Below are 12591 nucleotides of genomic sequence, written 5' to 3' on the forward strand. Positions count from 1 at the left end.
CGAGCGGAAGAAGGTATTCGCAGGTCGGAGCGGCTCTCCGGGCGAGGTGAAACGCGTACGTTACACACATCCGGAAGCCCTTCCGGACGGGCAAACGTCCACAAATGTCCGGTTCCAGGTGTGCGACTTACGCTACTCCGTTCGGAGTCCGGAGTCGGCTCCACGCCGATTCGGGAATTGATCACACGAGCCGGGCGGATCAGCCGGTGATCAATTCCGAGGATGATCGCGCATTCCTTCACGGAAGTTTTGCTACTGGATACCGAAGGCTCTTATGTGAATGCCGGACGAGCGCCGGAGTGCGGGCGGAAGTGACTCACGAGTCACTTGTGGACCGGAGTGACCGGAGAGATACGCCCCTTGGGGAGGGTCGGGTGCGGCCCGGCGGGAACGGCTCGGTAACCTGAGGCCGCTGACAGACACTTAGCGCGGCTTTACGGCCGCCTCGCTCAAGTCAAGGAGTTGCCGCCGCCGTGAGCAGCAGCCTTCGACGCGGCGTCCTCGCCGCCGCCGCCATCGCGTTCTCGGTCACCGCGCTCTCCGCGTGCGCGGCCGGGACCAACGCCCAGACGCTGGAGGTCAAGCCGGACAACGCGGAGACCAGCGTCGGCGGCATCAGGCTCCAGAACGTCGTGGTCATCACCCAGCCCACCACTCAGGCCTCGGGCGAGACCAAGGGTCCCGCCGTGGTCTCGGCCAGCGTCTTCAACAACACCGGCACCGCCCAGACGCTGGACGCCGTGCGCATCGAGGGCGGCGGCAGCGCCGAGATCACGCCCGCCAAGGGCAAGGGCAGGGTGACCGTCCCGGCCCACGGCTCCGTGCTCCTGGGCGGCAAGGGCAACGCCTCCGCCGTGGTGACCGAGATCGGCGAGAACGTCCAGGACGGCAACGCGCAGAAGGTCACCTTCACCTTCAGCACGACCGGTGACGTGAGCCTGCGCGCCTTCGTGGTCCCGGCCGACAGCTACTACACCAAGTGGGGCCCGAGCGCCGTCCCGTCGGCGCCGCAGACCTCGCCGAAGCCGACCGGCCCCGCGACCCCGACCGGCACGGCCACGCCGAGCGGCTCCGGCACGCCGACCGACGCGGCCTCCGCGAGCGCGACCGCGACCGAGTCGGCAGCGAGCCACTGAGCGGCCGTACCGGATCGTCGTACGCCGAAGGGCGGAACCTCCGAGGAGGTCCCGCCCTTCGGCGTTCGTGAGGCGTTCTTCTTTACGGCTCGAACTTGTAGCCGAGACCCCGCACCGTCACCAGGTATCTCGGCGCACCCGGGTCCGGCTCGATCTTGGCGCGCAGGCGCTTGACGTGGACGTCGAGGGTCTTGGTGTCGCCGACGTAGTCGGCGCCCCAGACGCGGTCGATGAGCTGCATGCGGGTCAGGACGCGGCCGGCGTTGCGCAGCAGCATCTCCAGCAGGTCGAACTCCTTGAGGGGCAGGTCGACCTTGGAGCCGGAGACCGTGACCACGTGGCGGTCCACGTCCATACGGACCGGACCGGCCTCCAGGGCGGCCGGGGTGACTTCCTCGGGCTCGCCGCGGCGGCGCAGGACGGCGCGGATGCGGGCGACCAGCTCGCGCGAGGAGAACGGCTTGGTGACATAGTCATCGGCTCCTATTTCCAGGCCGACGACCTTGTCGATCTCGCTGTCCTTGGCGGTCACCATGATGACGGGGACATTGGAGCGGCCGCGCAGCTGGCGGCAGACCTCCGTGCCGGGCAGGCCCGGCAGCATCAGGTCGAGGAGAACGAGGTCGGCGCCGTTGCGCTCGAACTCGTCGAGTCCGTCGGGGCCCGTGGTCGCGACAGCGACCTCGAAGCCCTCCTTGCGGAGCATGTAGGAAAGGGCGTCGGAGAAGGACTCCTCGTCCTCGACGACGAGCACTCGGGTCACGGAAGGACCTCCGGGGCGGGAAGCGGGTCGTAAGAAGCCGACTCGGGAGTGGGCCCGTCCTCGTCGTCGAGGTCGGGGTGCTGGAGCGCGCGGTCGCGGGCCGCGCCCGCCTCCGGCAGCCTGAGAGTGAACGTGGAGCCCTGTCCCTCAGAACTCCACACCGTGACCTCCCCGCCGTGCGAGGCGGCCACGTGCTTGACGATCGCGAGACCGAGTCCGGTACCGCCGGTCTGGCGGGAGCGGGCCGGGTCGACGCGGTAGAAGCGCTCGAAGATGCGCTCCTTGTCCTTGTCGGAGATACCGATGCCCTGGTCGGTGACGGCGACCTCGATCAGGTCGCCGCTCGGCACGGACACCCGGCGGGCGGCTATGCCGACCCGGGTGCGGGCGGGCGAGTAGTTGACGGCGTTCTCGACGAGGTTGCCGAGAGCGGCGGCGAGCTGGCCGCGGTTGCCCCAGACCCGCAGCTCGGCCGCGCCGGCGGCGGCCATGGTGATCTGCTTGGTGCCCGCCTGGTGCCGGCACCGGTCGATGGCCTCGGCGACCAGCTCGTCCACCCGGACCGGCTCGGCGTCCTCCAGCGGGTCGTCGTTCTGCACCCGGGAGAGGTCGATGAGTTCCTGGACCAGGCTGGTCAGGCGAGTGGCCTCGATCTGCATCCGGCCGGCGAAGCGCTCCACGGCCTCCGGGTCCTCCGAGGCGTCCATGACGGCCTCGGAAAGGAGGGAGAGCGCGCCGACGGGGGTCTTGAGCTCATGGCTGACATTCGCGACGAAGTCGCGTCGTACTGCTTCGATCCGCCGGGCCTCGGTGAGGTCCTCCACGAGGAGCAGCACCAGCCGGGAGCCGAGGGGCGCGACACGCGCGGAGACCGCGAGTGCCTCCCCGCGTCCGGTCCCCCGCCTGGGCAGATCCAGCTCGACCTGCCGTATCTCCCCGTCCCTCCTGGTGTCCCGGGCCATCTGGAGCATCGGCTCCACGGAGAGCTTGCCGCCGCGGACCAGCCCGAGGGCGTACGCGGCGGAGCTGGCCTTGACCACGGCGTCGGCCTCGTCGAGGACCACGGCCGAGGAGCGGAGCACGGAGAGGACGGTGTCCACGCCCGGCGGAAGCACCGGGTCCGTGTGCAGGGAGGTGCGGGTGGGGCGTTTCTGCTCCCGCTCGCTCCAGCGGAACGCCAGCATGGCGATGACACCGGTGAGCACACCGGCGATCGCTGCCGCTGCGGCGACCGCCGCGTTCACGTCCATGCCTCCAGGTTAGGCATGGGATCGGTCCTGGCCACAGCCGTCCGAGTGCGAGCTCGAACACTCGTCGCCCAGAGTTCACCTTGGAGCCAGTATTGGTTCATTTGGGAGGGCGGAAACGGACGCGTACAGGGCCGAACGTGGGAGCGTGGGGTACGCAGCACCGGTTTCGCGGCCGGTTTTGGCCCCTGGAACCCACAGGAATGACGTACGAGAGGGAACCCTGATGCGGGACGCGTACCACGAGGAACTTGATTCGATCGGCGACGGTCTGGTGGAGATGGCCCGGCTGGTCGGCTCGGCGATCGGACGCGCCACGACGGCCATCCTCGACTCCGACCTGAAGCTGGCCGAGAGTGTGATCGAGGCCGACCAGAAGGTGGACGACCTCCAGCACGACCTGGAGGCCCGGGCGATAGCGCTGCTCGCCCGGCAGCAGCCGGTGGCGACGGACCTGCGGATCGTCGTGACCTCGCTGCGCATGTCGGCCGACCTGGAGCGCTCCGGCGACCTGGCCCAGCACGTGGCGAAGCTGGCCCGCCTGCGCTTCCCCGAGAAGGCCATCCCGCACGACCTGCACGCGACCATCCTGGAGATGGGCCAGCTCGCCCAGCGCCTGATGGCGAAGGCCGCCGAGGTCATCGTCACCAAGGACGTCGACCTGGCGCTCCAGCTGGAGCAGGACGACGACGAGATGGACCTGCTGCACCGCACGCTCTTCCAGCACCTGCTGGACGACAAGTGGAAGCACGGCATCGAGACGGCGGTCGACGTGACGCTGCTCGGCCGCTACTACGAGCGGTTCGCCGACCACGCGGTGTCGGTCGCCAAGCGGGTGGTGTACCTGGTGACGGGTGAGCACGCGGACGAGATCCAGCAGGACATCCAGCCGGTGACAGGGGTGGAGGGGGCCTGAACCCGGCGCCTTGGGGATGTTCGAGGCGTGGGCGAGCCTCTGTGCGCCGTTGATGCGCCCAGCGGGGCGGGCATGCAATGGGTACAGGGCCTGGTCCGACCGTCGGGACGTTCTGGCCCTCGCCTCGAGGAGGGACCCATGGCCGAATCCCCCAGCACTCCCCAGCCGGACCCCACGCAGGAACGCCCGACCGAGCAGCCCGCCGCGATCAGGACCCTGACGGTCATCGGCGCGTGCGGCTGCGGATCGGGCTGCGGGTGCGGGTGCCAGTCGGGCAATCCGTGCCAGTGCGGCTGAATCCGGTACGACTGGATCTCGTACGGCTGGATCTCGTACGGCTGGATCTTGTACGACGACGAGGGGCCCCGGGTGACACCGGGGCCCCTCGTGGTGACGCGTGCACGCATCTGCGCGCTCCCGGGCTCAGCCGGTGAACTCGTCGACGCCGAGGGCGAAGTCCCAGTGGCCGACCCCGTTGTTGGCGAGGCTCACCGTGACCAGGCCCATACCTTCCAGCCAGTGCGCCATCTTCAGGCCGCCGACGTCCAGCGGGCGCAGCCCGAGGCTCTCGACGAACGCCGCCACGTCCGCCTTGGACTGCGCGTTGTCGCCGGCCATGAAGACAGTGGGCCGGCCCTTCTCCAGGACATTGCGGAAGATGGTGTTGAACGCCTTCACCACACTGGCGCCGGCCGGGGCCACCTTGGCGGCTTCCTGCGCGACCGAGGTCTCCTCGCTGTGGGCCAGTCCGTCGAACGTGGCGTTGAACGGGTTGCTGATGTCGACGATGACCTTGCCCGCGAGGGCGTCTCCGTACTCGGCGACGACCGGAACGACACCGTCGTACAACAGGGCCGTGATGACGATGTCCCCGGCCGGGACGGCGCCCCACTTGCCCGTCGTCGCGCCGCCGCCCAGAGCCTTGGCCAGGTCGTCGGCCTTGGACTGATCGCGTCCCATGACCTCGACGGTGTTGCCGCCCGCCACCGCGAGCGTGCCGATGGCGCGGGCCATGTTGCCCGTACCGATGAGGGTGATGCTGCTCATGAGGTGTGCTCTCTTCCTTTGTGGGATGTGCCCGCGGAACTTCTGGTGTGATTCAGATAGCAGTGGTGCCGCCGTCGGTGACCAGTTCCAGGCCGTTGACATAGCTGGAGTCGTCGGAGGCGAGGAACAGGGCGACCGTGGCGATTTCTTCGGGGCGGCCCATCTTTCCGCGAGGAATGAGGGATTCGAATTGGGCCCTGGTCGCCTCGTCGAACAGTTCCTCCTGCTTGGCGGTGGCGACCTGGCCGGGGGTCAGAACGTTGACCCGGATCTTGCGGTCGCGCAGTTCGTTGAGCCAGACGCGGGCCCAGGCCTGCTGGACGGCCTTGCTTCCCGCGTAGAGGCTCCAGCCGGGGAAGGCGCCGAGCGAGGCGTTGGATCCGGTCATGAAGATCGAGCCGTTGTCATTGATCAGCGGCAGTGCCTTCTGCACGGTGAACAGGGTGCCGCGCGCGTTGAGCAGGAAGGCGCGGTCGAACTGCTCCTCGGTGATCTCGCCGAGGACGGCGGGCTCGCCCATCCCGGCGCTGGCCCACAGCACGTCGATCGAGCCCTTCTCCCGCTTGACGGTGTCGTACAAGCGGTCCAGGTCGTCCAGGTCGCTCGCGTCACCCTGGACGGCGGTGACGTTGCGGCCGATCAGCTTGACGGCGTCGTCCAGTGCTTCCTGCCGCCGGGCCTGGATGAAGACGTGTGCTCCTTCCTCGACGAACAGTTTGGCGCCGGCCAGTGCCATGCCGGTGGATGCGCCGGTGATCACCGCTACCTTGCCATCGAGCTTTCCCACGATCACTCCGTTGAATTGATGGGTATCCGAAAAAATTCCGATGCCGAATTCTTCTGCCGAATTCGATTCGGCCCCAATAGGTACTTATTAAGGCTGCCATCCATCTGAACGGGTGTCCAAGACCTCTTTTAGGCGCGGTGATACCCTGGAGGCATCACCGGATTGGGAGATGCCATGGAGGATATGGACCTGCGTAAACTGCGCTACTTCGTCGCCGTGGCCGACCGGTTGCACTTCGGCCGCGCCGCCGATGAGCTGCATATCGCGCAGCCGGTGCTCAGCCGGCAGATCCGCGCGCTCGAGCAGGATCTCGGTGTCTCGCTGTTCACCAGGGACCGTCACGGCGTGGCGTTGACCGACGCGGGCCGCCAGCTGCTGGCCGACGCCGGTCCGCTGCTCGCGTCCGCGCACGCGGCCCGCCGCCGGGTGTCCGCGGCGGCCCGGGGCGGTCGGCGGCTGATGGTCGGTTTCCGGGCCGGCATCCCGGTCATCCCGGCGGCGCGGGCCTTCGAGGCCCGGCACCCGGACGTGGTCGTGGACGTACAGCGCATCGAGGGGGACGACCAGGCCGCGATGCTCCTCGACGGCCGTATCGACGTCGCCTATGTGCGGCTGCCCCTCGACGAGGTGGGCCTGCGCGTCCTCCCGCTGTACACCGAGCCGCGGGTGGCGGTACTGCCCGCCGGCCACCGGCTGGCCGGCAAGGAGGAGCTCACCGAGGCCGACCTGGCCGGCGAACCCCTGCTCTGGCACGCCGACCCCAACACACAGCCCACCCGACGCCCGCACCCCAACGCCGGGTACCTGGTACGCGGAGTGGACGAGACCCTCGAGCACGTCGCGGCCGGCCGGGGCATCTCCTTCCTGGCCCGCTCGGCATCCGTCTTCTACTCACATCCGGACGTCGTCTACGTGCCCGTCCCGGACCTGACACCCGACCAGGTGTGCCTCGCGACAGCGGCATCGCACACCTCACCAGTGATCGACGACTTCATCACCGCGGCCCAGACGACCGCCGAGATCACAGCGGAATGCGGGAACTACGAAATGTGGCAGCAGGCAAGCGATGCCGTTCCACAGCACGGTTGAAATTGGTGGGCCCAGGGCATGAAAACGCCCCTGAGCCGCGCTATATGCGCAGGTCAGGGGCGTGATCACAACCCCTACTTCTTCTTGCCCTGGTTCTTGACCGCCTCGATGGCCGCCGCGGCCGCCTCCGGGTCCAGGTACTTGCCGCCCGGGGTGACCGGGTTGAAGGACGCGTCGAGTTCGTAGTACAGGGGGATGCCCGTCGGGATGTTCAGGCCCGCGATGTCGGCGTCGGAGATGCCGTCCAGGTGCTTGACCAGGGCGCGGAGGCTGTTGCCGTGGGCCGCGACCAGGACCGTGCGGCCCGTCAGGAGGTCCGGGACGATGCCGTCGTACCAGTACGGGAGCATGCGGACGACGACGTCCTTCAGGCACTCCGTGCGGGGGCGGAGCTCCGGGGGGATCGTGGCGTAGCGCGGGTCCGACGCCTGGGAGAACTCGGAGTCGTCGGACAGCGGGGGCGGCGGGGTGTCGTAGGAGCGGCGCCACAGCATGAACTGCTCCTCGCCGAACTCCGCGAGGGTCTGGGCCTTGTCCTTGCCCTGGAGGGCGCCGTAGTGGCGCTCGTTCAGGCGCCAGGAGCGGTGGACCGGGATCCAGTGGCGGTCCGAGGACTCCAGCGCCAGCTGGGCGGTGCGGATCGCGCGCTTCTGGAGGGACGTGTGGACCACGTCGGGCAGGAGGTCGGCGTCCTTCAGGAGTTCGCCGCCGCGGACTGCCTCCTTCTCGCCCTTCTCGTTGAGGTTGACGTCCACCCAGCCGGTGAACAGGTTCTTCGCGTTCCATTCGCTCTCGCCGTGGCGGAGGAGGATCAGCTTGTACGGTGCGTCGGCCATGCGTATGAGCGTAATCCACGCCTTCGGTCCGGGTGGTGCCCGCTCGACAGACGGACGGTTGACGGGATCTGTTAATTGAGTGGCCCGTGGTCAGCTGGTCTTCGTAAGTTGTGCTCACTTCCTGAGCCGCTTACACACATGGGGGACCATCCATGCCACTCGCCACCCTGAGACGCGCCACCCGCGAGACCGTCTCCGGGCTCCCCCGCGAGTTCTGGTGGCTGTGGACCAGCACCCTCGTCAACCGGCTGGGCGCCTTCGTCGCCACCTTCATGGCCCTGTACCTCACCCTCGACCGCGGCTACTCCGCCTCCTACGCCGGCCTCGTCGCCTCACTGCACGGTCTTGGCGGGGTCGTCTCGTCGATCGGGGCGGGGGTGATGACCGACCGGCTCGGACGGCGGCCCACCCTGCTCGTCGCGCAGTCCGCCACCGCCGCCTCCGTCGTGCTGCTCGGCTTCATGCACCACCCCGTCGCCATCGCCGCCGTCGCGTTCCTGGTCGGCATGGCCTCGAACGCCTCCCGGCCGGCCGTGCAGGCGATGATGGCCGACATCGTGCGGCCCGAGGACCGGGTCAGGGCCTTCTCGCTCAACTACTGGGCCATCAACCTCGGTTTCGCCGTCTCCTCCATGGCCGCCGGGTTCATCGCCGAGTACAGCTATCTCGCGGGCTTCCTGATCGAGGCCGGGATGACGGCCGTCTGCGCGGTCCTCGTCTTCCTCAAGCTGCCCGAGTCCCGGCCCGCCGCACCGCAGGCGGCGCAGGCGCGCAACGACGTCGGCCTCGGCACCGTCCTGCGCGACCGGCGGTTCATGAGCGTCGTGGGGCTGTCCTTCCTGGTCGCCGTGATCTTCCAGCAGGGTTCCATCGGACTGCCCGTCGCGATGGGCGAGGCCGGGTTCACGCCCGCGGACTACGGCCTGGCCATCGCCCTGAACGGCGTCCTGATCGTCGCGCTGCAGATCCCGGTGACCCGGTTCATCCAGGACCGGGACCCGCAGCGACTCCTGGTGGTCTCGTCCCTGCTGGCGGGTTACGGCTTCGGGCTCACCGCCTTCGCCGGGTCCGTCGGCCTCTTCGCCCTCACCGTCTGCGTGTGGACCCTGGGCGAGATGATCAACGCACCCACCCAGACCGGGCTCGTCGTCCGTCTCTCCCCCGCCCACGGCCGCGGCCGCTACCAGGGCATGTACACCCTGTCCTGGTCCCTCGCCGCCCTCGTGGCACCGCTCATGTCCGGTTTCGTCATCGACCGGTTCGGTGCGGAGTGGCTGTGGGGGCTGTGCGCGGTCGTCGGGACGGTGGCGGCGACGGGGTACGCCGCCCTCATGCGCCGCCTGCCCGGGGATACGGCCGCCGAGACCGCCGTAGCCGAGAAGTCCGCCGCCACCGAGGCCAGCCCGGCCTGATCCCGAGGCCACCCCGGCCTGAGATCCGTCACCTGATTCTTGCGAGGATGCCCCGGCGTTCACGCCGGGGAGGAATCGCATCCCGTGGATGGCGACGCGGAGCGCCCGCAAGGCCGCCGGCGGAGCCGGGAAGCGAAGGGGTGTGCCCGTGTTCGCTGGTGGGGGTGGCTTCGCCGTAGTGGGGTACGGGTGTGCGCGTGTCGCACGTACGGTCTCTTCGTGGAAGCTGCGGCGATCGGGCGGGGTGTGGGAGGGGCATGTCGTGTCGGTGGTGAAGGGGGCCGGCGACGCCGTCCATGCCCGGTGGACGTTCCGGCTGCGTGTGTCGTCGACCGCTGAGCGTGCGCTGCTGGCGGAGTGGGACCGGTGCCGGTGGATCTGGAACGAGTGCGTCGCCAAGTCCCAGCAGACCGACCTGTGGAACAAGAATCGCCCTAAAGGCGCCGACAAGGCGATGTGCGGTCCGGCCCGGCTCGACACGATGCTGACCGAAGCCCGCGCGAAGACGCCGTGGCTGCGTGAGGGGTCATCGGTTCCCCAGCAGCAGATCATCCGGGACTTCGGCAAGTCCCGCGCGAAGGCGCACAAGGACATCCGCGAACGTCTGCCGCAGCATCGCCGGGCCGGGATGCCGAAGTACAAGAAGAAGCGTGAGGCCGACCCGAGCCTGAACTACACCAGGCGCGGCTTCCGGCTGAAGGACGGCCGTCTGCACCTCGCAGGCACCATAGCCCTGACGGTCGTGTGGTCGCGGGATCTTCCCGCCGAACCGTCCTCGGTGCGCGTATACCGCGACAGCCTCGGGCACTGGTACGCCTCGTTCGTCGTGCCCGCCGAAGCCCAGCCGCTGCCCGGGACCGGCCAGGTGATCGGGGTCGACTGGGGCGTCAGTCAGACCGCGACCACCACCAGCGACACCCACGACCTCCCTCACGCCGGGCACGGGAAGAAGGCCCAGGCGAAGCTGTCGCGGTACGACCGCATGATGGCCCGCCGCAAACCCGCCACAGGACAGGCAGCCTCCAAGGGCTACCGTGAGGCGAAGAAGCTGCGGGCCAAGGCCTACAAGAAGGTGTCCCGGCAACGCCAGGACACCGGCCGCAAGTGGGCCAAGCGCGTGGTGGCCGACCACGACGCCATCGCCGTGGAGGACTTCCGGCCGAAGTTCCTCGCGAAGTCGACCGTGGCGAGGAAGGCCGCCGATGCCGCCATCGGTGCCACCAAGAAGGCGCTGCTGGAGATGGCCCGCAAGCACGGCAGGATCGTGCACCTGGTCCATCCCGCGCACACCACGATGGACTGCGCCCGGTGCGGAGCGAGAACCAAGCACGCGCTACCGCTGTCCGAACGAACCTATGCCTGCGCCGCGTGTGGAACCGTCTCGCCCAGAGACAAGAACTCCGCCCGCGTGATGCTGGCCCGGGCTGGTCTCAACCCGGCTGGTGCTGATGGCGCAAGACCCGGCGGGACGCAGTTCCGCCAGGCAGCCTGAGCCAGGAATCCCCCTCGCTTTACGAGGGGGAGGATTCAAGGATGCATCCGCGCGCCCTTGAGCACCTTGTCCACGGCGTTGCGCGGCCCGTACACCGCGAGGCCCACCAGGTCCAGCTCTCCCGTCGCGACCGCCCGGACCGCCGCCCGGTTGTCGCGGTCGTTGCCCGTCGCGAACAGGTCGCTCGTGAAGAGCGCGCGCGGGAGCGAACGGGACAGCACGCGCGCGTGGGCCGTTTTCAACGTCTCCTTGGTGCCCTCGAAGACCAGCACCGGCTGCCGGAACATCGGCATGTAGGGCACGCCGTCGGCGTCCTCGTACGGCTCGCCGACCACCTCCGGGGCCTGGGTGCCCAGGCCACTGACGAGGAACGCGGTGACGTTCAGGCGCTGCCAGGTCTCCAGGTCCTCACGCAGCAGGACGGCGATCTTGGTGTCGAAGCGGATGGGTTCAGTACTCATGGAATGAGACTCGCGGGCGTCGTACGGCCTCGTCTTGTACGTTCTTTGCATGGCGGCCACAACCATGCCCGCGCAGGAGGTCACCGCGTGGCGCCCCGCCGTTCCGGGCGTCACCGAGGTCTTCCACGCCCACTTCACCGAGTACGCCTATCCGATGCATGTGCACGAGGCGTGGACGCTGCTCATCGTGGACGACGGGGCCGTACGGTACGACCTCGACCGGCACGAGCACGGCACGCCGGACGACACCGTGTCGCTGCTGCCGCCGCACGTCCCGCACAACGGCTCGCCCGTGTCGCCGGACGGCTTCCGCAAGCGGGTCGTCTATCTCGACGGCACCCATCTCGGCGACGAGCTCATCGGGCCCGCCGTCGACGGCCCCGATCTGCGCGATCCCGTACTGCGGCAGCGGGTGGGGCAGTTGCACACGGCGCTGACCAGGCCAGGTGAGGAGTTCGAGGCGGAGAGCCGGCTGACGCTCATCGGCGACCGGCTCAGGATGCTCCTACGGCCGCCGCTGCACGAGGGGCCCGCGCGCCGCGATCCCGCCCTCGCCCGCCGGCTGCGCGAACTCCTCGACGAGCGGGTCGTGGAGGGGCTGTCGCTGGAGGAGGCGGCAGGGGTCGTCCAGGCTCATCCGGCGCATCTCGTACGGGCGTTCAGTGCCGCTTACGGCATCGCGCCGCACCAGTACCTCACCTCCCGCCGGGTCGGCCGGGCCCGGCGTCTGCTGCTCGCGGGGCAGGGTCCCGCCGAGGTCGCCGCGCTCACCGGTTTCCACGACCAGGCCCATCTCACCCGGCACTTCAAGCGGCTGGTGGGGGTGACGCCGGGGCGCTATCGCAACAGCTCATGGACCGGATCAGACAGGAGTTCGACGGAAGGCGTCCGTCCGGCGATCGGCACCGATCAGCGTCGCCGGCATGGATGACAGACAGAACTCCTTACCGTTCAGACGTCTCTCCGTGGCCGTCGCGGGTGCGGCCGCCCTGGGCGCCCTCAGCGTCGGTGGTGCCATCGCCGCGAACTCGGACGACGAGCCCAGCAGCGCCGAGCCGAGCATGTCGACCAGCCTCCCGCCGGGCGAGGGCACGGTCGGTGTCAGCGGTGGCGGCGACGAGAGCACCACCGGCGGTTCCGATCCCAGTCCGACCTCCACGTCCCCCGACGAACCCTCCACGCCCAGCGAGCTGGAGGAGCTCAACCGCCGGATCGCCGAGCCGGACAGGAAGGTCGACGAGCTGCCCACCAAGAAGGAACTCGCCGACGCGCTGCGGGCCTTCGCGGACCAGCTGGACAAGCCGACCGCGCCCGGGGATCCCGGCGGGACCGAAGAGCCGACCACCGAGCCGCAGCCCACCGACTCACTTCCGCCCAACTAGGCCCAGGACCGCGGAAAGCCCGA

At 69.2% G+C, this 12591-nt stretch carries 14 protein-coding genes; 8 read left to right on the plus strand and 6 right to left on the minus strand.

The features are described from left to right. Positions 1-473 precede the first annotated feature (473 nt). Positions 474-1136, plus strand: a complete 663-nt coding sequence (locus BFN33_RS39180; RefSeq protein ID WP_069764976.1) for a DUF461 domain-containing protein — start codon at positions 474-476, stop codon at positions 1134-1136. 82 nt (positions 1137-1218) lie between these two features. Here the strand turns inward: BFN33_RS39180 and BFN33_RS39185 are convergent, their stop codons facing one another. Next, a complete protein-coding gene (locus BFN33_RS39185; RefSeq protein ID WP_015659563.1) occupies positions 1219-1899 on the minus strand; it encodes a response regulator transcription factor in 681 nt (226 codons plus the stop codon). Then, positions 1896-3149 (minus strand): cell wall metabolism sensor histidine kinase WalK, encoded by a 1254-nt coding sequence (locus tag BFN33_RS39190; protein ID WP_057608683.1) that lies wholly within the window; start codon positions 3147-3149, stop codon positions 1896-1898. The genes BFN33_RS39185 and BFN33_RS39190 overlap by 4 nt, the downstream gene beginning before the upstream one ends. A gap of 223 nt (positions 3150-3372) precedes the next feature. On the opposite strand from BFN33_RS39190, the gene phoU reads away from it, so the two are divergent. Both phoU and BFN33_RS53725 read left to right on the plus strand, forming a co-directional pair. Further along, on the plus strand, positions 3373-4062 hold the full coding sequence (gene phoU, locus BFN33_RS39195; protein WP_069764977.1) for a phosphate signaling complex protein PhoU: 690 nt from the start codon (positions 3373-3375) through the stop codon (positions 4060-4062). A gap of 138 nt (positions 4063-4200) precedes the next feature. After that, positions 4201-4359, plus strand: coding sequence for a hypothetical protein (locus tag BFN33_RS53725; RefSeq protein ID WP_167348002.1), 159 nt, complete (start codon positions 4201-4203; stop codon positions 4357-4359). Between the two features lie 126 nt (positions 4360-4485). On the opposite strand, the gene BFN33_RS39200 is transcribed toward BFN33_RS53725, so the two are convergent. Together BFN33_RS39200 and BFN33_RS39205 are read right to left on the minus strand one after the other, a co-directional pair. Next, on the minus strand, positions 4486-5109 hold the full coding sequence (locus tag BFN33_RS39200; RefSeq protein ID WP_069764978.1) for an NADPH-dependent F420 reductase: 624 nt from the start codon (positions 5107-5109) through the stop codon (positions 4486-4488). Between the two features lie 52 nt (positions 5110-5161). Further along, complete coding sequence (locus tag BFN33_RS39205; protein ID WP_069764979.1) at positions 5162-5896, minus strand: SDR family NAD(P)-dependent oxidoreductase; 735 nt, start codon at positions 5894-5896, stop codon at positions 5162-5164. Between the two features lie 174 nt (positions 5897-6070). On the opposite strand from BFN33_RS39205, the gene BFN33_RS39210 reads away from it, so the two are divergent. Continuing rightward, positions 6071-6985, plus strand: coding sequence for a LysR family transcriptional regulator (locus BFN33_RS39210; RefSeq protein ID WP_069764980.1), 915 nt, complete (start codon positions 6071-6073; stop codon positions 6983-6985). Positions 6986-7059: 74 nt separating this feature from the next. On the opposite strand, the gene BFN33_RS39215 is transcribed toward BFN33_RS39210, so the two are convergent. Then, positions 7060-7821: a phosphoglyceromutase gene (locus BFN33_RS39215; protein WP_069764981.1), complete on the minus strand. Its 762-nt coding sequence runs from the start codon at positions 7819-7821 to the stop codon at positions 7060-7062. Between the two features lie 152 nt (positions 7822-7973). Here BFN33_RS39215 and BFN33_RS39220 point away from each other — a divergent pair, with 152 nt between their 5' ends. After that, a complete protein-coding gene (locus BFN33_RS39220; RefSeq protein WP_069764982.1) occupies positions 7974-9233 on the plus strand; it encodes an MFS transporter in 1260 nt (419 codons plus the stop codon). Positions 9234-9495: 262 nt separating this feature from the next. Then, complete coding sequence (locus BFN33_RS39225; protein WP_069764983.1) at positions 9496-10725, plus strand: RNA-guided endonuclease TnpB family protein; 1230 nt, start codon at positions 9496-9498, stop codon at positions 10723-10725. A gap of 35 nt (positions 10726-10760) precedes the next feature. Here BFN33_RS39225 and BFN33_RS39230 read toward each other — a convergent pair whose 3' ends face one another. Next, on the minus strand, positions 10761-11186 hold the full coding sequence (locus tag BFN33_RS39230) for a DUF2000 domain-containing protein (RefSeq protein WP_069764984.1): 426 nt from the start codon (positions 11184-11186) through the stop codon (positions 10761-10763). Positions 11187-11235: 49 nt separating this feature from the next. Here BFN33_RS39230 and BFN33_RS39235 point away from each other — a divergent pair, with 49 nt between their 5' ends. Next, on the plus strand, positions 11236-12117 hold the full coding sequence (locus tag BFN33_RS39235; RefSeq protein WP_069764985.1) for an AraC family transcriptional regulator: 882 nt from the start codon (positions 11236-11238) through the stop codon (positions 12115-12117). After that, positions 12110-12568: a hypothetical protein gene (locus tag BFN33_RS39240; RefSeq protein ID WP_176742584.1), complete on the plus strand. Its 459-nt coding sequence runs from the start codon at positions 12110-12112 to the stop codon at positions 12566-12568. Before BFN33_RS39235 ends, BFN33_RS39240 begins: the two co-directional genes overlap by 8 nt. The last annotated feature ends 23 nt before the right edge of the window (positions 12569-12591 follow it).

This window comes from Streptomyces sp. LUP47B (assembly GCF_001746295.1).
Taxonomy (GTDB): domain Bacteria; phylum Actinomycetota; class Actinomycetes; order Streptomycetales; family Streptomycetaceae; genus Streptomyces.